The sequence below is a fragment of the Mesorhizobium sp. M0664 genome, from assembly GCF_040320565.1.
In the GTDB taxonomy this organism is placed as follows: Bacteria; Pseudomonadota; Alphaproteobacteria; order Rhizobiales; family Rhizobiaceae; genus Mesorhizobium.
The window spans coordinates 97681-115958 of record NZ_JAMYPW010000008.1 but is presented as its reverse complement, the minus strand read 5'-3'; the positions used below and the strand labels follow the sequence as shown (position 1 = coordinate 115958).

Annotated in this window: 16 protein-coding genes and 1 pseudogene; 11 read left to right on the top strand and 6 right to left on the bottom strand. The window is 62.6% G+C overall.

What is annotated here, in order from left to right; translation table 11 throughout:
* Positions 1 to 42: 42 nt before the first annotated feature.
* Genes NKI39_RS12075 through NKI39_RS12065 form a run of 3 tightly spaced genes read left to right on the top strand, consistent with a single transcriptional unit; the run spans position 43 to position 2332 of the window.
* Positions 43 to 831 (top strand): lanthanide ABC transporter ATP-binding protein PedB/LutE, encoded by a 789-nt coding sequence (locus NKI39_RS12075; protein WP_031212311.1) that lies wholly within the window; start codon positions 43 to 45, stop codon positions 829 to 831.
* An 11-nt stretch (positions 832 to 842) separates the two neighbouring features.
* The gene (locus tag NKI39_RS12070; protein ID WP_352503305.1) at positions 843 to 1703 is read left to right on the top strand and encodes a lanthanide ABC transporter permease protein PedC; all 861 of its coding nucleotides are present in this window, start codon (positions 843 to 845) and stop codon (positions 1701 to 1703) included.
* Positions 1703 to 2332: a hypothetical protein gene (locus NKI39_RS12065; RefSeq protein WP_352831964.1), complete on the top strand. Its 630-nt coding sequence runs from the start codon at positions 1703 to 1705 to the stop codon at positions 2330 to 2332. The genes NKI39_RS12070 and NKI39_RS12065 overlap by 1 nt, the downstream gene beginning before the upstream one ends.
* Positions 2333 to 2359: 27 nt before the next feature.
* Here NKI39_RS12065 and NKI39_RS12060 read toward each other — a convergent pair whose 3' ends face one another.
* From NKI39_RS12060 to NKI39_RS12040, 5 genes and pseudogenes are all read right to left on the bottom strand, one after another.
* Positions 2360 to 2560, bottom strand: a complete 201-nt coding sequence (locus NKI39_RS12060) for a hypothetical protein (RefSeq protein WP_352617307.1) — start codon at positions 2558 to 2560, stop codon at positions 2360 to 2362.
* A gap of 270 nt (positions 2561 to 2830) precedes the next feature.
* The gene (locus NKI39_RS12055; protein WP_352831963.1) at positions 2831 to 3646 is read right to left on the bottom strand and encodes an oxidoreductase; all 816 of its coding nucleotides are present in this window, start codon (positions 3644 to 3646) and stop codon (positions 2831 to 2833) included.
* Positions 3647 to 3712: 66 nt separating this feature from the next.
* The gene (gene fabF / locus NKI39_RS12050; protein WP_352831961.1) at positions 3713 to 5017 is read right to left on the bottom strand and encodes a beta-ketoacyl-ACP synthase II; all 1305 of its coding nucleotides are present in this window, start codon (positions 5015 to 5017) and stop codon (positions 3713 to 3715) included.
* 47 nt (positions 5018 to 5064) lie between these two features.
* Positions 5065 to 5643, bottom strand: a complete 579-nt coding sequence (locus NKI39_RS12045) for a TetR/AcrR family transcriptional regulator (RefSeq protein WP_352831959.1) — start codon at positions 5641 to 5643, stop codon at positions 5065 to 5067.
* Positions 5644 to 5902: 259 nt separating this feature from the next.
* Positions 5903 to 6172 (bottom strand): annotated as a pseudogene (locus NKI39_RS12040) (TetR/AcrR family transcriptional regulator); the annotation flags it as partial.
* 81 nt (positions 6173 to 6253) lie between these two features.
* Here NKI39_RS12040 and NKI39_RS12035 point away from each other — a divergent pair.
* The 4 genes from NKI39_RS12035 to NKI39_RS12020 all read left to right on the top strand — a co-directional run bounded on the left by NKI39_RS12035 (position 6254) and on the right by NKI39_RS12020 (position 11689).
* Positions 6254 to 6616, top strand: a complete 363-nt coding sequence (locus NKI39_RS12035) for a hypothetical protein (protein ID WP_352503292.1) — start codon at positions 6254 to 6256, stop codon at positions 6614 to 6616.
* Positions 6617 to 6708: 92 nt separating this feature from the next.
* Positions 6709 to 7815: an efflux RND transporter periplasmic adaptor subunit gene (locus tag NKI39_RS12030; RefSeq protein ID WP_352831957.1), complete on the top strand. Its 1107-nt coding sequence runs from the start codon at positions 6709 to 6711 to the stop codon at positions 7813 to 7815.
* 2 nt (positions 7816 to 7817) lie between these two features.
* A complete protein-coding gene (locus NKI39_RS12025) occupies positions 7818 to 10928 on the top strand; it encodes an efflux RND transporter permease subunit (RefSeq protein WP_352831956.1) in 3111 nt (1036 codons plus the stop codon).
* 146 nt (positions 10929 to 11074) lie between these two features.
* A complete protein-coding gene (locus NKI39_RS12020) occupies positions 11075 to 11689 on the top strand; it encodes a TetR/AcrR family transcriptional regulator (protein ID WP_352831954.1) in 615 nt (204 codons plus the stop codon).
* A gap of 438 nt (positions 11690 to 12127) precedes the next feature.
* On the opposite strand, the gene NKI39_RS12015 is transcribed toward NKI39_RS12020, so the two are convergent.
* The gene (locus NKI39_RS12015; RefSeq protein ID WP_352831952.1) at positions 12128 to 13087 is read right to left on the bottom strand and encodes a LysR family transcriptional regulator; all 960 of its coding nucleotides are present in this window, start codon (positions 13085 to 13087) and stop codon (positions 12128 to 12130) included.
* 123 nt (positions 13088 to 13210) lie between these two features.
* Between NKI39_RS12015 and NKI39_RS12010 the strand changes: the two genes are divergently transcribed.
* The 4 genes from NKI39_RS12010 to fba are packed head-to-tail and all read left to right on the top strand — an operon-like array spanning position 13211 to position 18259.
* The gene (locus tag NKI39_RS12010; protein WP_352831950.1) at positions 13211 to 14257 is read left to right on the top strand and encodes a class 1 fructose-bisphosphatase; all 1047 of its coding nucleotides are present in this window, start codon (positions 13211 to 13213) and stop codon (positions 14255 to 14257) included.
* 5 nt (positions 14258 to 14262) lie between these two features.
* A complete protein-coding gene (locus tag NKI39_RS12005) occupies positions 14263 to 15135 on the top strand; it encodes a phosphoribulokinase (protein WP_352831948.1) in 873 nt (290 codons plus the stop codon).
* 10 nt (positions 15136 to 15145) lie between these two features.
* Complete coding sequence (tkt, locus tag NKI39_RS12000; RefSeq protein ID WP_352831946.1) at positions 15146 to 17167, top strand: transketolase; 2022 nt, start codon at positions 15146 to 15148, stop codon at positions 17165 to 17167.
* Positions 17168 to 17179: 12 nt separating this feature from the next.
* A complete protein-coding gene (gene fba / locus NKI39_RS11995) occupies positions 17180 to 18259 on the top strand; it encodes a class II fructose-bisphosphate aldolase (RefSeq protein ID WP_023678837.1) in 1080 nt (359 codons plus the stop codon).
* Positions 18260 to 18278 lie beyond the last annotated feature (19 nt).

The window sequence follows — 18278 nt, the reverse complement described above, 5'->3', positions numbered from 1 at the left end:
AAGTGCACTAGATAACCAGCGCGCCCCGAAGGAGCCAGCGGCATGCAGCATGTGAGGACAAGCGGAGCTGGAGAGGAGGTGGCAGCGCTCGATGTTGCCGGCATCAGCCATTCCTATGGTCCGAAGCGAGCGCTCCAGGACGTCTCATTCTCGATCGCGCCGGGAACTTTCACCGTTCTGCTCGGCCTCAATGGGGCCGGCAAGACAACTTTGTTCTCACTGATCAGCCATCTTTACGGCACCCGCCGCGGATCGATCCGCATCTTCGGCCATGACGTCAGCCGCGCTTCGGGCGAAGCGCTCAGGCGTGTGGGCATCGTATTCCAGGCACGCACGCTCGACCTCGACCTCAGCGTCCACCAGAACCTCTCCTACCATGCCTCGCTGCATGGCATTGGCGGCCACCAAGCCCGGCAGCGCATTGCCGCGCTGCTCGATACAGTCAACATGCAGGGCCGTCAGCATGACAAGGCACGCAGTCTTTCCGGCGGCCAAATGCGGCGCATCGAGATCGCGCGGGCGCTGCTCCACCGCCCTTCCCTGCTGCTGCTCGACGAGGCGACGGTCGGTCTCGACATACAGTCGCGTGCGGGCATTCTGGCCACCATCCGCAAACTCGTCGAAACCGAGGGCATCGGCGTGCTGTGGGCGACGCATCTGATTGATGAGGTCGAAGACGGCGACCATGTCGTCGTGCTGCGGCAGGGCGACCTGGTTGCCAAGGGTAAGGTGGCCGACGTCGTTGCGACGAGCGGCGCCAGTTCGATCCGCGACGCCTTTTCCAGGCTCAACCGCATCGAGACAAGCGGCATCGCGGAGATGTCGCCATGAGCGCTCCCGCAATGCCCGCAAAAGTCGCCGCCCTCACGCCGGTGAAGTTCGAACAGTTTGGGCTCCGCCACTACCTCGTTTGCCTCAAAGGGATCGTCGTGCGGGAGTGCCTGCGCTTCCTGCATCAGCGCGAGCGCTTTATATCCTCGCTGGTTCGGCCGCTCGTCTGGCTGTTCATTTTTGCCGCCGGATTCCGGCAGGTGCTCGGCGTATCGATCATCCCGCCCTACAAGACCTACGTGCTCTACGAGGTCTACATCACGCCGGGCCTGTGCGGCATGATTCTGCTGTTTTCGGGCATGCAGTCTTCGCTGTCGATGGTCTATGATCGCGAAATGGGCAACATGCGCACCCTGCTGGTCAGCCCCTTCCCGCGATGGTTTTTACTGATCTCGAAGATGCTCGCCGGTGTCGCCGTGTCAATCGCGCAGGTTTACGCGTTCCTGATCGTTGCCTGGTTCTGGGGCGTCAAAGCGCCGCCGCTTGGCTATCTCACGGTGCTGCCGGCGCTGTTCCTGTCAGGCATGATGCTGTGTGCGCTCGGCATGCTTCTGTCCTCAATGATCAAGCAGCTCGAAAACTTCGCTGGCATCATGAACTTCGTCATCTTTCCCGGCTATTTCGCTTCTCCGGCACTCTATCCCTTGTGGCGTATCCAGGAGGCTAGCCCCCTGCTCTACAAAATTTGCCTCGCCAATCCATTTACTTACGCCGTCGAACTGATCCGCTTCGCCTTCTACGGCCAGGTTGACTGGCTATCGCTGGGCGTCGTTGCCGGCTGCACGCTGCTGTTCCTTGCCGCCGCCATCATCGCCTACGACCCTTCGCGCGGCCTGATGACCCGCAAACAGGACACGGGAGGAAATGCCTGATGCCGCGAATGATCCATGTTCGCGGTCTGGCTCTGGTCGCCATGCTCGCGCCGGGCATCAACGCCATGGCAGCCAACCCCGATCCAGACTGGCCCTGCATGCAGCGCAAGGTGCCGCAACTCTCGCTCGGCCAGATCTGGAGCGGACCGGACCTTCCTTCAGCCGCGAAGGACTGGTCGAAGGACCCCACCATCTCCGCCCTGATCGAGGAAGTGTCGGCTCGCCGGATGCCGATTGCGGAAGCTCAAAAGAAGATCAGGGATTTCGCGGCCTCCTTGCCGGCCGAGCAACGTGCACCCAAAATGGCGATGATGGTGCAAGGCATGTTCGACCACCTGGACGCCGAGCGCTCGCAGGTGATCTCCGGCATTTCCCGCTACGCCCACAAGCAGCTCGAAATGGCCGCCGCGTTGCGCAAGGAAGCGTCCGAGGTCGATGCATTGCGGGCAAAGCCGGATGCAGATCCCGAAGAGATCGATCGGCGAACCGAACAGCTGAAATTCGCAACGCGAATTTTCGATGAACGCGTCCAATCACTGACCTACGTCTGTGAAGTGCCGACAATAATCGAGCAGCGGCTTTATCAATTGTCCAAGGCCGTCTCGGAAACGCTCGCCGCGAAGAAATAGAACCTCATTCGATCTTCGCGGCGGATATCATGATCCACGGCCGGGCAGCACGCGCCAGCGCTGAACGACATAACCGGGATGCGTCTCGATCCACTGGGCGACCAGCGATTGCGCCTGCATGAAGGCGGTCCCGGGATTCATCGCCAGGCCGTCCACCATCTGTTCGCGTTGTTCACAGGTCTGCGGCACAGCCGTCAGGCAGACCATCATAACGAGCGTGTAAAGCATTGCCCCTTGTCCCCATCGATCCCGAACCCCATGCCCGGGAGGTTTCCGTGATTCCGACCAGTCTGCAGCGATCGCACATACGGATCACTTACGTGTGTGAAAGGAACGTGACCCCCGCTCTTTCGCGCCGCAATATAACATAGCGCTAATCTAACGCCAACGACCGCAGGGCGTTCTGCAGAGCAATCGCGTCAGGTTGCGCCGCGCCAATGTGGTGCCGATGTTTCCAGCGTCGATGATTCCGATCTTGACGGGTGTTCGTCGATGTCATCAAACCGGGAGCCCGAGTTGCTTTCGCAGGCTTTTGTCGAATGCGGATGCGGGGACGAAACGGCGCAGGAAACTGACCTGGCGCGCCATGTTTCCAGCCGCATAGCGCCCCTTCGGAGCGGGATCGGTCGCAGCCGCCAAAACGGTCCTGGCCACCACTTCCGGCGCATCGCCTTTTTCCATCGCTTTCCGCACAGCTGCATTCATGCCAGCGCGCGCAGAGTCATAGATATCGAGCAACTGATCCGGCCTGGCGAGATTTTCTTCAAATGAGGTGCGGGTATAGGCGGGCTCCACCAACACGACGCGAATTCCGAAAGGACGCAGTTCGTGGTCGAGCGATTCGGAGTAGCCCTCAACGGCATGCTTGGTCGACGAATAAAGCGCGAAATAGGGAGCTGGAATGAACCCCTGCACCGAGCTCAAATTGACGATTCTGCCCTTGCCTTGGCGGCGCATTGTCGGCAACACCGCTTTGGTTACTCGCATAACGCCAAAGACGTTCACGTCAAACAACGACTTGGCCTGGGCCATCGAGGACTCCTCCGCGCCACCAAGCAGGCCAACGCCGGCATTGTTGACAAGCAGGTCGATGCGCCCGGTCTCGGCCAGCACGTCCTGGACAAGTTTCGCCACGGACGCCTCATCGGTCACGTCACAGGCCAGCATGGTAACGCCATCGGATCGGTCGACGACCGCGCGACGGCTGGTTCCGAACACGCGAAAGCCCGCGTTCTGCAGGGCTTTGGCCGTTGTGTGCCCGATACCGCTGGATGCCCCCGTCACCAGGGCGACGCCTAGATTGGTCTTGTTCATGGAGGTCACTTCTTTCTTCGTTTTGGATTGGCGTGGGAGAAGCACGACAGGTCGGAGCGAAAGGCGTCAATCATGAGCGCCTCCGGTACTCGCGCCGGCCAGATCATCCGTCCAGCGCCGGAACAGCGCGCTGGCATTAACGCCTCCGAAGCCGAAGCCATTGGCGATTGCGTAGCCCGTCGCCATCGGCCGGGCCCGGTTTGCGACGAAGTCGATCCCGTCGCCGGCCGGATCGGGAGCGCTCAGATTGAGGGTCGGCGGTGCCATCTGATCCCTGAGCGCCAGGATTGCGAAGATTGCTCCGAGCCCGCCGGCGGCTCCGAGCAGGTGTCCGGTCGCCGATTTCGTTGCACTGACAGCTATCGCGAAATCGCGCCCGAACACGCTCTTGATCGCTTCGATCTCACCCAGGTCGCCCACCGGCGTGGAGGTCGCATGGGCATTGAGATGACGAACCTCGCGGGGCGAAATCCCTGCTTGGGCGATTGCGATCTCCATGGCCCGGCGCGCACCGTCGCCGTCCTCTGGACCGGAGGTGACGTGATGAGCATCCGCCGTCGTGCCGTAGCCGACAAGCTCGGCCAGCGGCCTTGCGCCGCGCGCCAGCGCGTGGCTCAATTCCTCGATGACCAGCATGCCGGCTCCTTCGCCCATGACGAAGCCGTCTCGCGACTTGTCGAACGGTCGGGAGGCCTCATCAGGACGGTGATTAAAGGACGTCGAAAGAGAGCGTGCCGCGGCAAACCCACCGAGGCTGACAAGATTCATGCATGCTTCCGTCCCGCCGCACACGGCAATATCGGCCTCGTTGGCGCGGATCAGGCGAGCCGCATCGCCGATCGCCTGAATGCCTGCCGCGCACGCCGTCACGGGTGCACCGAGCGGACCTTTGAAGCCATAGCGGATCGAGACGTGGCCTGCCGCGAGGTTCACCAGGAAGGACGGCACCGTAAAAGGTGATAGACGGCGGACGCCGCGGCGGTCGACCGTGCGCACCGCCTCGGTTATGGCCGGGAACCCGCCGACGCCCGAGGCGATGATCGTGGCCGTGCGCAAGCGATCCGCTTCCGAGACGGGGACCCATCTTGCTTGGGCGAGCGCCTCTTGTGCCGCGGCCAGCGCAAAGAGAATGAACCGGTCTACCTTGCGCTGGTCCTTCGGCGGAAGGATGGCTTCCGGATCGAAACCAGCGTCCGGATCTTCTTCTGTGGAGGGCACCACCCCGCCGACCTTCGCCGGCAGGTCGCACACCACATCATCCGCAAGCCTCCGGATGCCCGAGCGGCCGGCCAGGAGACGCGACCAGGACGCTTCGACATCGGCAGCAAGGGGCGTGACCGCTCCCATGCCTGTGACAACAATCCGTCGCATCTATTTTCCTATCAATTTGGGTGCGCCGCCAGCGCTGCGCACGCCGTTCAAGCGCCGGCTGCTTCGCGAACCTGTTCTGTCGCCGCATCCAGAAATGCCTGCGCGAGGTCGGGGTCGTTGACGACGCGCGAAAGGAGCACCGCACCGACCATTGTCGAGAGAATGGCCATGGCCTTGTCGCCGGGCCGCTCGCCGTCGGCCTCGCCAACCCAACTACCAAACATCTCAAGATATGCCCTGATCCCGGCTTCGAACGACGCTCTCACGTCCACGCCCTGTCTGGCGGCATCCGAACCGAGCGCCACGATCGGGCAGCCGTCCATCCTTTCTCCGCGATGGTCCATGCTGAGGTAGAACGCGATCACCGCGCCAAGCGGATCCTCAGGTTTTGCCGTAGTCGCGGCCGACCATCGTTGGGTGGCGCTCTCCATCGCCCGCCTGGACGCCTGCGCCGCCAGGTCCTCCTTTGACGCGAACTGCTTGTAAAAAGCGCCTTGGGTCAGCCCGGCACCCTTCATCAGATCCTTAAGGCCGATGCCGTCAAAACCGCGCTCCCGAAAAAGGCGGCTTGCCACATTGATAACGGTTTCACGGTTTTCCGCAGCCTGAATGCGACTTACGCGCATCGGTAATCTCCCTTTTAGCGTGTGTTCGTAATCTATATCTTATATAGAGGGCGAACGCAATCTATCAAGAGAAGATGAGAGATGATCCGCAGAAACCCGACCGCTCCGCTCTTGGCCGCACTGAGATGGGCATGAAAACGAGACCCGCGTTGTGCTGGCGGGCGTCCTGCTCGGTGGTCTTCCCGACAGCGCCACGGATCCGACCAGCGGACAGAAAACCACTAAGGTTTCACCGGATCAAGATGTCAGAATCTACTCGGTAGAACGCGATCACCGCGCCAAGCGGATCCTCGGATTTTGCCGCGGTCGCGGCCGACCATCGGTGGTTGGCACTCTCCATCGCCCGCTTGGACGCCTGTGCCACCAAGTCCTCCTTTGATGCGATGCTTGTAAAAGGCGCCTTGGGTCAGCCCGGCACCCTTCATCAGATCCTTGAGGCCGATGCCGTCAAAGCCACGCTCCCGCGGCGGCTTGCCACGTTGATTGCGGTTTCGCGGTTTTCCGCGCCCTGTATGCGACTCACACGCATCGTCGATCTCTTTTTTTAGATTGCATTCGTAATCTATCTGCTATATAGATGGCGAATGCAATCTAAAAAAGGAGACACGAAATGATCCGCAAGATCCTGAGCGCTTCGCTCCTGACCGCGCTGTTTCTGGCGACCCCAGCGTTTGCCGAGGAAGCTACCGTCGGACGCCCAATCGAAGCCGGCAGCCTGCACAACGGACGCCTCGACATGGTGGTCTATTACGTCCCAATCGACGGCGACCTCCTGGAGGTCACCGCCACCTTCGCGCCCAAGGGCGGAGGCGATCCGCTGCGCGTCGTCATGGGCCTCGCCGACCGCGACTCCGTTGCCTTCTCCATGCCGGGCTACCGGGGCTCTCTCTACGCGTTCTCGAGGTCCGGCGAGGAGGTGACAGTCGCGACTGGGACCGACAAGCATCCGCGCGCCGACGCGCTACCGGACTGACTCGCCGCGCAGGTCGCAGCCGGCCGCTGCCGGTCGACGCAGGACACAGCATAGAGAATGAACGCATTCTATTTCGGCATGAGGCGATGGGCATGAAAAAACGACTTGTCATTGGGCTGGGCAGCGTCCTGGCCGCGGGGTTAGGGGTGGCCGCATTCGTCACGCTGCCCATTCGCACGCAGGCAACCGCAGTGGCGGATCCGAGGCAGGAAGCGCCGATCGTCAGATTGGTGACGGCGGCGCCAGTGGCTGGATCCGAACGCGGTTTCACGGGCACGATTGCCGCGCGGGTGCAGAGCAATCTTGGTTTTCGCGTACCCGGCAAGATCATCGAGCGCCTGGTGAATGTCGGTGAACGGGTCAAGGCGGGCCAACCGCTTCTGCGGATCGACGACACCGATCTGGCTCTCGCGCTCACCGCCAAGCGCAATGCGGTCGCCGCGGCACGCGCTGTGCTGGTTCAGGCGAGCGCGGACGAAAAGCGCTATGCCGTCCTGGTCAAGAAGGAATTGGCAGCAACTCCGCAGCGCTACGAGCAGGCGAAGGCCGCGTTGGACACCGCGACCGCACAACTCGCCGCCGCCGAAGCGGAAGCAAAAGTCGCGGAAAACGAAGCGGCCTATTCCGTCCTGGTGGCGGACGCGGATGGAACTGTGGTCGAAACCATCGGCGAGCCGGGACAGGTCGTCTCCGCCGGTCAGACAGTGGTTCGGATCGCCCAGGCCGGCCCTCGTGAAGCGGTGGTCGCGCTTCCCGAAACGATCCGGCCGGCGATCGGCTCTGTGGCCGAGGCCGCCGTTTATGCAGCCGATGGGCGCCATACGGCGCATCTGCGGCAGTTGTCGGATGCCGCCGATCCCCAGACCCGTACCTATGAGGCCCGCTATGTGCTCGACGGGGAGGCCGCGGCAGCACCGCTTGGCGCGACCGTGACTATCCGGATCACAAGCCAGGCGAGCCAGCCGGAAGTCCAGGTGCCGCTCGGAGCCGTGCTCGATGATGGCGGCAAGACAGGCGTTTGGGCCCTGGATCGCGCCACCTCGACCGTACACTTCCAACCTGTCGGCCTTGTTCGTGTGACAAGCGAAAGCGCCGTGGTCTCCGGGCTGAACATGGGAGATCCGGTCGTTTCGCTCGGCGCTCATCTTCTGCAGGAGGGCGCTCGCGTCAGGTCTGCTTCCGACAGCGGGAGCAACTGACGATGAACCTCAATTTTTCAGCGATCGCCGTTCGCGAACGGGCCGTCACCCTGTTCTTCATCCTCCTGCTCGTGGCGGCTGGCGCCTACGCGTTCCTTATGCTCGGGCGGGCGGAGGATCCCAACTTCACCATTAAGACCCTGACGGTCACGACGGCATGGCCGGGCGCGACGGCCCGCGAGATGCAGGACCTTGTCGCCGAGCCGTTGGAGAAGCGGCTTCAGGAGCTCACCTGGTACGATCGGGTCGAGACCACCACGCGGCCGGGCTACGCCTATATGACGGTCACGCTGAAGGACAGCACGCCGCCATCCGTCGTGCAGGAAGAGTTTTACCAAGCCCGCAAGAAGCTGGGGGATGAAGCCCGCAACCTGCCGCCCGGCGTCTACGGCCCCTTCGTCAACGACGAATATTCGGATGTGAGCTTCGCCCTTTATGCGCTGAAGGCCAGAGGCATGCCGATGCGTGAGCTGGCCAGGCAGGCCGAGGCAATTCGACAGGACCTCCTGCACGTGCCCGGCGTCAAGAAGATCAACATCCTCGGTGAGCGCCCCGAACAGATATTCGTCGAGTTCTCCTATGCCAAGCTGGCAACGCTGGGCGTGTCCGCACAGGATATCATCGTCGCATTGCAGCGGCAGAACACCGTCACACCGGCGGGCTCGATCGATACTCAGGGGCCGCAGGTCTTCATCAGGCTCAACGGCGCTTATGACAGTGTCCAGGCTATCGCCGACACGCCGATCGTTGCCGGGGGGCGGACGCTGAAGCTTTCCGACGTTGCCGAGGTCCGCCGCGGCTACGAGGACCCTCCCACCTATCTCATCCGACGCCAGGGCGAGCCCACCATCATGCTCGCGGCCGTTATGCACGAGGGTTGGGACGGTCGCGCGCTCGGCAAGGCGCTGGAGGACCGGACGGCGGCCATCGCACGAACATTGCCGCTTGGGATAACGCTCGACAAGGTGTCCGACCAGGCCGTCAACATCACCTCGGCGGTCGACGAGTTCATGTTGAAGTTCGCGATGGCGCTCGGTGTCGTGCTGCTGATCAGCCTGCTCAGCATGGGCTGGCGCGTCGGCATCGTCGTGGCGGCCGCCGTCCCGCTGACGCTTGCCGCCGTGTTCCTCATCATGCTGGAGACCGGCCGGTTCTTCGATCGCATCACGCTCGGCGCCCTCATCCTGGCGCTCGGTCTTCTCGTGGACGACGCCATCATCGCCATCGAGGTGATGGTGGTGAAGATGGAAGAGGGCATGGATCGCATCAAGGCGGCGGCCTATGCCTGGAGCCATACCGCGGCGCCGATGCTGTCGGGAACGCTCGTGACGATAGCTGGGTTCCTGCCCGTGGGGTTCGCACGCTCGACGGCCGGCGAGTACGCCGGCAATATCTTCTGGGTCGTAGGGTTCGCTCTCATCGTCTCCTGGATCGTCGCCGTGGTTTTCACGCCCTACCTTGGCGTCAAGATGCTGCCCGCGATCAAACCGGTCGAAGGCGGCGTTCACGCCATATACGACACACCGAACTATCGGCGCCTTCGCCGGCTCATCATCTTTGCCGTGCGCCACAAGTTCGTAACCTGCGGTGTCGTCGGCATCTTTTTCGCACTTTCGGTTGTCGGCATGGGCAGCCTGAAACAGCAGTTCTTCCCGACATCCGATCGCCCCGAAGTGCTGGTCGAGGTTCGTCTGCCGGAAGGCACCAGCATCGAGACGACGACCGCCACAGTGGAGAAGCTGGAGCACTGGCTGGACGGCCAGCCCGAAGCCAAGATCGTGACGAGCTACGTCGGTCAGGGCGCTCCGCGCTTCTTCTTCGCGATGGCACCGGAACTGCCTGATCCTGCCTTTGCCAAGATCGTCGTGCTGACACCGGACGCGGAGGCGCGCGAGGCGCTGAAGCACCGGCTCCGGGAGGCGGTATCGCAGGGGCTCGCGCCGGAAGCCGATGTCCGCGTCACGCAGCTTGTGTTCGGACCCTATACGCCGTTCCCTGTCGAGTTCCGGGTCACGGGGCCTGATCCCGCGCAACTCTATAGCATTTCCGAGAAGGCCCTCGATATCATGCGGGGCGTCCCGGACGTGCGGCAGGCCAACCGCGACTGGGGCAACCGCACGCCCGTACTGCGCTTCATCCCTGACCAGGATCGACTGAACCTCATCGGCCTCTCGCCGGCGGAAGTAGGCCAGCAGCTCCAGTTCCTCCTCACCGGCATCCCTGTCACGCAGGTCCGCGAGGACATTCGCAATGTCCCCATCGTGGCGCGCAGCGCTGGGGCTGAGCGGCTGGATCCGGCGCGTCTGGCGGATTTCTCGCTGATGAGCCGGGACGGCCGCCAGATTCCGCTCGACCAGATCGGTCATTCGGAGATCCGTCTTGAAGAGCCGATCCTGAAGCGCCGCGACCGGACGCCCGTCGTCACGATCCGGTCGGATATCAACGAAGCGACTCAGCCTCCGGAGGTCTCAAAGCAGATCATGAAAGCCCTTCAGCCGCTGATCGCGTCCCTTCCGGCCGGCTATAACATTGAAATGGGGGGATCGATCGAGGAGGCTGAGAAGGCCAACACTGCTTTGGGCAAGATCTTCCCGGCCATGATCGCCGCCATGCTGATCGTCATCATGCTGCAGGTACGATCCTTCTCGACGATGGCCATGGTCGTGCTGACCGCACCGCTTGGGCTCGTCGGCGTCGTGCCGATGTTGCTCACCTTCAACCAGCCCTTCGGGTTCAACGCCATTCTGGGCCTGATAGGGCTGGCCGGCATCCTGATGCGCAACACCCTGATCCTGACCGAACAAATCAAGGAGAACCGTGCTGCCGGCCTTGACGACTATCACGCCGTCATTGAGGCCACCGTGCAACGCACGAGGCCGGTGATCCTGACGGCGCTTGCCGCCGTGCTGGCTTTCATCCCCCTTACGCACTCCGTGTTCTGGGGATCGATGGCCTATACGCTGATCGGCGGCACGGCGGCCGGCACGGTGCTGATCCTGCTCTTCCTTCCCGCTCTCTATGCCGCGTGGTTCCGGATCAAGCCGACCGCAGATGTGGCCCATGAGGTTTCGACCGAGGAACCGGAATTGCAAACAGCGATGGCTGCCGAATAGGGCACTGTTGTCGGAAAAGACGGTTCAAGTTCTCGCCCGCCGGTTTTGCCTGAACATATGCAGGGCCAGCCGGACGATCTTGCCGCTTACGAATGATCGCCCAGGGCGAGCCCGGCAGATCCGTTTCATCAGTCCTGGAGACATCCATGAATCGTCCGCTCCGAATGCGAACTGATCCCGACGAGGTGCGCGCGCGCATCCTGGAGGTGGCGGAGGGGCAATTTCGCCGCATCGGCTACAACAAAACGTCGGTGGCCGACATCGCCTCCGAACTCAGCATGAGCACGGCAAACATCTACCGCTTCTTCCCCTCAAGGGACGCAATCAAAGAATCCATCTGCGGGAAAGCTTTGAACGAGGTGGCTGACATCGCCCTCGCAATCGCGCGCACGAACGCGTCGGCCGGGGAGAAATTGGGTCGGCTACTGACCGCCGTTCACCATCACAAGAAGATGACGCTGGTCAAGGAAAGGCGCATGCACGACCTGATTGTCGCCGCCATGCAGGAGAACTGGGCGACCATCAAGGCGCATATCGAGCACGTGGTAACTACCTTAGGGGTCATTATCCGCGAGGGCATCGAATCGGGCGAATTCAATGTCGACGATTCCGCTACGGCGGCGCGTGCCGTCCACACCGCGTTCACGCCGTTCCTCCATCCGATCCTGATCGAGCACTGCGTCCAATACGGCGAAGACACCGAAGCGGGCCTGCGCGAGCAGATCCGATTCATCCTGAAAGCTCTCGGCAAGTCGGATTGACCAGCCTGCCGTATGCAGGATCAAGCCGCCGCTGATGACATCCACGAGGACTCGACGGAGGAACTTGACACACGAACAGCAACAGTTGCCGAACCATGTGCCGGAAGAGGTGCAAAGCCGTCCCTTGTCCGAGATAGCTCTCCAAAGGCAGCCATTTCGGGCGATGCCCGCTGACCAGCCGGATGCGGACCTTGCAGCCCGCCTTCCGACGGTCGGCTTAGGGGTCGACTCCGGCCGCTCGGCCTTGATCGCTTTAGCGACCGCTCATGGCGCAGCTAAGCCATACGGACAAGCGGTTGCGTCGCTCCATTCGGACTTCCATCCTAAATGATTCGAGCCTTAGGGGTTAGTCGAGTCGAAGCTGCCGCTCAGCGCCACCGCTGTTCTCCTGTATTTGCAAGCCACGTCCCTACTACGACCGAAACTTGTTGAACTAGGCTAACTCGCGCGACCTCTACTGTTCGGTTCCTCGTGCGGATAGAGCTTGCCGAACAGGGGCAGGTACATCGCGCCCTTGCGCATCAGAAAATCGTGGAAGGTCGCCATCGCCGGCGAGATCGCGTGATCGCTGCGCATCACCGAAAACCATTGCCGGCGGATCGGCATGCCGACGACGTCGAGGATGACCAGCCGGCCGGCTTCGGTTTCGGCAGCGATGGTGTGGGCAGAGATGAACGCGATGCCGAGCCCGGCCATCACCGCCTGCTTGATGGTCTCGTTCGAGTCCATCTCGACGCCGAGATCGTCGATGCGGCCGGGCACGTCGCTCAGGAATATTTCCAGTGAGATGCGCGTGCCGGAGCCGGGCTCGCGAATGAGGAAATGCTCCTCGGCGATCCGCTCCTTGGAAATGTCGCGTGCCGACGCCAGCGGGTGGTCGGGCGGTGCGATGATGACCAGCGGGTGATCGCCGAAGACCGAAGCACGCACCGGGACTTCCTTGGCCGGGCGTCCCATCAGCGCGATATCGATGTCGTGGTTCTTCAGATTGTCGATCGTCTCGGCGCGGTTGCCGATGGCAAGGCGCATGTCGATATCGGGATGTTCCTTCATGAAGGCGGCCATCAGCCGCGGCGCGAAATATTTGGCCGTGGAAACGACGCCGAGCCGCAAGCTGCCGGCGCGCACGCCCTTGATCGCATCCATCTTGTCTTCGAGCAGACGAAGCCGCTCCTCGATGGCCTGTGCCGTCTCGACGAAGGCCAGACCTGCGGCAGTGGGACGCATGCCGTCCGACGTCCGGTCGAACAGGGCCAGCTGGAACTCTTCCTCAACTTGCCGCAACTGAATCGTCACCGCTGGAGGAGACAGGCCTAACACTTTGGCCGCGCTGACGATTTTTCCGTGGCTGATGATTGCCTGAACGGTCTTGAACTGCTTGAGCGTGAGGTTTCTCATAGGGCATACTAAAATTTTTTTATTACCTGAGTAAAGTTATTGAATTTTACTTATCCAGCGTCGTTTGTTCTCCTTTCCCAATCCGGCCGACCCGAGGAGAGGCGGCTGGATCGGGAGGTTACGATGCCAGCGGCAACGCTCGACGCTTTTCTGAACTCCTATCTTGGCGAGCCGGACGAACTGCGCTCCGCCGTCGTAGCGACCATCCGTCAGCTGACGCAGGCGGCCACCACAATCCGCAACACCATCAATCAAGGGGTGCTCGGCACGGCCTTTGCGGGAACCCGCAGCGCCAATGCTGACGGCGACATCCAGAAGGATCTCGATGTCTTCGCCGATGATATCTTCCTCGACGCCATGCGCCACGCTCCGGTCGCGCTCTACGCTTCCGAGGAACTGGAGCAGCCGGTGCTGCTCGACAGGCAAGCGCCTCTTGCCATCGCCATCGACCCGCTCGATGGTTCTTCCAACATCGACACCAACGTGTCGATCGGAACGGTCTTCTCGCTTCTCCCTGCAACTGGCGCGCCGGATGGGAATCCGGCCGCCTCGTTTTTGCAGGCAGGGGTGAACCAGCTGGGCGCCGGTTTCTTCATCTACGGCCCGCAGCTGGCGCTGGTTCTGTCGCTCGGCAGCGGCACCCATGTCTTCGTTCACTCGACCAGGCTCGGCACCTTCGTCCAGGCCTACGAGAGCCGGATCATCCCGCAGCGAACCCAGGAGTTCGCCATCAACGCCGCCAACTACCGGCATTGGGACGAGGCGGTGCGGCTCTACATCGATGACTGCCTTGAAGGCACCGAAGGCCCACGTGAGAAGGACTTCAACATGCGCTGGATCGCCTCCCTGGTTGCGGACTGCTACCGCATATTGATGCGCGGCGGCGTATTCCTGTATCCAGGCGACAAGCGCAAGGGCTACAGGCAGGGGCGACTTCGCCTCGTCTATGAGGCAAACCCGATCGCCTATCTCGTCGAACAGGCGGGCGGTGCGGCCACCGACACGATGACCCGCATCCTCGAAATCGAACCCGAGAGCCTGCACCAGCGCGTGCCCATGGTTTTCGGATCGGCGCGGGAAGTCGCGCGCATCACCCGCTACCACACCGAGCCGAGTGCCATCGGCGAGCGCGCGCCGCTGTTCAGCCGCCGCGGCCTTTTCAGGGCCTGAAGACCATGTCGGCAAAGCACCCCATCATTACCATCACCGGGTCGTCGGGCGCAGGCACCACCTCTGTCAAGCGCATCTTCGAACTGATCTTCCGGCGCGAGAACATCGGGGCCGCCTTCATCGAAGGCGATGCTTTCCATCGCTACGACCGCGCCACGATGAAGGCGAAGGTGGCCGAGGAGGAAAAGGCGGGCAATCCGAACTTCACCCACTTCCATGCCGAGGCCAATGAACTGGCAATCCTCGAAGAGGTATTCGAGCAATATGGCCGCCGGGGAACCGGAAAGACCCGCACCTACATCCATGATGAGGATGAGGAGAAGCAGTACGGCACGCCGCCGGGACATTTCACCGAATGGCGCGAATTTCCGCCGAGCGACCTGCTCTTCTATGAGGGCCTGCATGGCTGCGTCGTCACCGACAAGATCAACCTGGCCAGGCACGCGGATCTCAAGATCGGCGTGGTGCCGGTCATAAATCTCGAATGGATCCAGAAGATCCATCGCGACCGCGCAACGCGCGGCTATTCCACCGAGGCGGTGATGGACGTCATCCTGCGCCGTATGCCTGACTATGTCCGCTACATCGTCCCGCAGTTTTCGCAGACCGCCATCAACTTCCAGCGCGTGCCGATCGTCGACACGTCCAATCCATTCATCGCGCGCTGGATTCCGACGCCTGACGAATCGATGCTGGTTATCCGCTTCGCCAATCCCCGCGGCATCGATTTCCCCTACCTGCTTTCGATGATCCACGACTCGTTCATGTCGCGGCCGAATTCCATAGTGGTGCCCGGCAACAAGCTCGACCTTGCCATGCAGCTGATCCTGACGCCGCTCATCCTGCAATTGATCGAACGCAAGAACCGTGTGTCGTGAGGAGGACGCCATGAACAGCCAGGCAGCAGCACTGAAGCCCGTCGCCGCCGTCTCGGAGCGCGACATGGCCAACGCCATTCGCGCACTGGCGATGGACAGCGTCCAAAAGGCCAATTCCGGTCATCCGGGCATGCCGATGGGCATGGCCGATGTCGCGACGGTGCTGTTCAGCCGCTTCATCAACATCGATCCGTCGGCGCCCAACTGGCCCGATCGTGACCGCTTCGTGCTCTCAGCCGGGCACGGCTCCATGCTGCAGTATGCGCTGCATTACCTGCTAGGCTTTGAAGACATGCCTATCGAAGAATTGCAGCGGTTTCGCCAGCTGGGCAGCCGCACCGCCGGACATCCGGAATATGGCCATGCGCTTGGCATCGAGACGACGACCGGCCCGCTTGGACAAGGCATTTCGACCGCTGTCGGCATGGCGCTGGCGGAGCGCATGCTGGCGGCCCGCCACGGCGCCGATCTCGTCGACCATTTCACCTACGCAATCGCCGGCGACGGCTGCCTGCAGGAAGGCATCAGCCACGAGGCGATCGATCTTGCCGGTCACCTGAAGCTCTCCCGGCTGATCGTCTTTTGGGACGACAATGCGATCTCGATCGACGGGCCCACTTCCCTGTCGACATCGATGGACCAGCCGGCGCGGTTCAAAGCCGCTGGATGGCATGTCCAGTCGGTGAACGGCCACGACACGGAAGCCGTTGCGGCGGCAATCGAAGCGGCGCAGCAATCGGACCAGCCGTCTCTGATCGCCTGCCGCACGGTGATCGGCAAGGGCGCCCCAAATTTGGGTGGTTCGGAAAAGACGCATGGCGCGCCGCTGGGCGATGCGGAGATCGCCGCGACGCGCGAAAACATCGGCTGGGCCTTCGCGCCGTTCGAGGTGCCGGACGATATCCTTTTCGCCTGGCGCGAGGTTGCCGCCCGCGGTCAAGCGGCACGCCGCGCCTGGGAGCAGCGGCTTGCCGCCTCACCACGGCGGCAGGCCTTCGAGAGCGCGGTCGCCGGCGTCCTGCCCGACGCGGTCTTCGAAGCACTCGACGCTTTCCGCAAGGAGCATGTCGGGAAGGCGACCAAGGTTGCAACGCGAAAAGCCTCGGAAATGGCACTCGCTGCGATCAATGGCGCAACCGAACTGACCGTCGGCGGCTCCGCCGATCTGACGCATTCGAACCTGACGATCACCAAGGGTATGAGCCGCATCGCGCCGGGCGACTACGCAGGCCGCTACATCCACTATGGAATCCGCGAGCACGGCATGGCCGCAGCCATGAACGGCATCGCACTGCATGGCGGCTTCGTGCCTTATGGCGGCACGTTCCTGTGCTTCGCCGACTATGCGCGTGGCGCGATGCGGCTCTCGGCGCTCATGGGCCAGCGTGTCATCTATGTGATGACGCATGATTCCATCGGTCTCGGCGAGGACGGCCCGACCCACCAGCCGGTCGAGCACCTGGCGATGCTGCGGGCGACGCCAAACCTCAACGTCTTCCGCCCGGCCGACATCATCGAAACGGCGGAGTGCTGGGAACTGGCGCTGAGAAGCGAGAAGCGGCCGACCGTTCTGGTGCTCTCGCGCCAGAACCTGCCGATGCTGCGCCAAGCACCTAGCGACGAGCCACACAGCGACGAGAACCGGTCGAGCCGGGGCGCCTACATCCTGCGCGAGCCAGTCGGGCAACGCGCGGTGACGCTGATCGCCACCGGCTCGGAGGTCGAGATCGCGGTTGCCGCCGCCGAACGGCTGGAGACCGGGCACGGCGTCGCCGCCGCGGTTGTCTCGATGCCGTGCTGGGAGCTTTTCGAGCAGCAGGACGCCGGCACCCGCAAGGCCGTCCTCGGCTCGGCGCCCCGCATTGCCATCGAAGCCGCAGCACGGCTCGGCTGGGACCGCTGGATCGGCGACACCGGCACTTTCGTCGGCATGGCCGGTTTCGGCGCCAGCGCCCCTGCCCCGGATCTCTACCGGCATTTCGACATCACGCCCGAAGCCGTCGCGGCAGCGGCGCTGAAGCTCATCATCTAGGAGAAACCGACAATGGCCCGCATCACCCTTCGCCAGCTTCTCGACCATGCCGCCGAGCACGGCTACGGGGTGCCGGCATTCAACATCAACAACATGGAACAGGGCCTCGCTATCATGGAGGCCGCCAGGGCCTGCGATGCGCCGGTTATCATCCAGGCCTCACGCGGCGCCCGTTCCTATGCCAATGACATCATGCTGGCCAAAATGATGGAGGCGTTGACCGAAATCCATCCGGCCATTCCGCTCTGCATCCATCAGGATCACGGCAACAACGAAGCCACCTGCCTGTCGGCGATCCGCCACGGCTTCACCTCGGTGATGATGGACGGATCGCTGATGGCGGATGCCAAGACACCGGCGAGCTACGATTACAACGTCGCCATCACCGAACGTGTCGCACGCATGGCGCATTGGGTCGGCGCTTCGGTCGAAGGCGAGCTCGGCGTGCTCGGCTCGCTGGAGACCGGCCAGGGCGAGGCCGAGGACGGGCACGGCGCCGAAGGTGCGCTTTCCCATGACCAGCTTTTGACCGATCCCGATCAGGCGGTCGACTTCGTCACCGCCACCCGGGTCGACGCGCTGGCGATCGCCTGCGGTACCTCGCACGGCGCCTATAAATTCAGCCGCAAGCCTGACGGCGGCATCCTGGCCATGCAGGTGATCGAGGCGATTCACGAAAAGCTGCCCAACACGCATCTGGTCATGCACGGGTCTTCCTCCGTGCCGCAGGAACTGCAGGACATCATCAACAACTATGGCGGCGAGATGCCGCAGACCTTTGGCGTCCCGGTCGAGGAAATCGAGCGCGGCATCCGCTACGGCGTGCGCAAGGTCAACATCGACACCGATTGCCGAATGGCCATGGCCGGGCAGTTCCGCCGCGTTGCGACGGAGGACCCGCGCGAATTCGATCCGCGTAAATTCCTGAAACCCGCCATGGACGCGCTGCGCGACCTTTGCCGCGATCGCTTCGAACGCTTCGGCACCGCAGGCCACGCGTCGAAGATCAGGGTGATCGCCATGGATGAGATGGCGAAACGTTACGCCGCAGGAAAGCTCGACCCCCAAATCGCAACCGCGAAAGCCGCCTGAGCGGCAAACAGGAGACCTG

What these genes read in the sequence shown, in the direction of transcription:
- NKI39_RS12005 (WP_352831948.1), top strand. Translation starts at nt 14,263, where the DNA reads ATGTCGGCAAAGCACCCCATCATTACCATCACCGGGTCGTCGGGCGCA.
- NKI39_RS12015 (WP_352831952.1), bottom strand. Translation starts at nt 13,087, where the DNA reads ATGAGAAACCTCACGCTCAAGCAGTTCAAGACCGTTCAGGCAATCATC.
- NKI39_RS12070 (WP_352503305.1), top strand. Translation starts at nt 843, where the DNA reads ATGCCCGCAAAAGTCGCCGCCCTCACGCCGGTGAAGTTCGAACAGTTT.
- NKI39_RS12065 (WP_352831964.1), top strand. Translation starts at nt 1,703, where the DNA reads ATGCCGCGAATGATCCATGTTCGCGGTCTGGCTCTGGTCGCCATGCTC.
- NKI39_RS12010 (WP_352831950.1), top strand. Translation starts at nt 13,211, where the DNA reads ATGCCAGCGGCAACGCTCGACGCTTTTCTGAACTCCTATCTTGGCGAG.
- NKI39_RS12025 (WP_352831956.1), top strand. Translation starts at nt 7,818, where the DNA reads ATGAACCTCAATTTTTCAGCGATCGCCGTTCGCGAACGGGCCGTCACC.
- fabF (WP_352831961.1), bottom strand. Translation starts at nt 5,017, where the DNA reads ATGCGACGGATTGTTGTCACAGGCATGGGAGCGGTCACGCCCCTTGCT.
- NKI39_RS12035 (WP_352503292.1), top strand. Translation starts at nt 6,254, where the DNA reads ATGATCCGCAAGATCCTGAGCGCTTCGCTCCTGACCGCGCTGTTTCTG.
- NKI39_RS12075 (WP_031212311.1), top strand. Translation starts at nt 43, where the DNA reads ATGCAGCATGTGAGGACAAGCGGAGCTGGAGAGGAGGTGGCAGCGCTC.
- NKI39_RS12060 (WP_352617307.1), bottom strand. Translation starts at nt 2,560, where the DNA reads ATGCTTTACACGCTCGTTATGATGGTCTGCCTGACGGCTGTGCCGCAG.
- tkt (WP_352831946.1), top strand. Translation starts at nt 15,146, where the DNA reads ATGAACAGCCAGGCAGCAGCACTGAAGCCCGTCGCCGCCGTCTCGGAG.
- NKI39_RS12045 (WP_352831959.1), bottom strand. Translation starts at nt 5,643, where the DNA reads ATGCGCGTAAGTCGCATTCAGGCTGCGGAAAACCGTGAAACCGTTATC.
- NKI39_RS12020 (WP_352831954.1), top strand. Translation starts at nt 11,075, where the DNA reads ATGAATCGTCCGCTCCGAATGCGAACTGATCCCGACGAGGTGCGCGCG.
- fba (WP_023678837.1), top strand. Translation starts at nt 17,180, where the DNA reads ATGGCCCGCATCACCCTTCGCCAGCTTCTCGACCATGCCGCCGAGCAC.
- NKI39_RS12055 (WP_352831963.1), bottom strand. Translation starts at nt 3,646, where the DNA reads ATGAACAAGACCAATCTAGGCGTCGCCCTGGTGACGGGGGCATCCAGC.
- NKI39_RS12030 (WP_352831957.1), top strand. Translation starts at nt 6,709, where the DNA reads ATGAAAAAACGACTTGTCATTGGGCTGGGCAGCGTCCTGGCCGCGGGG.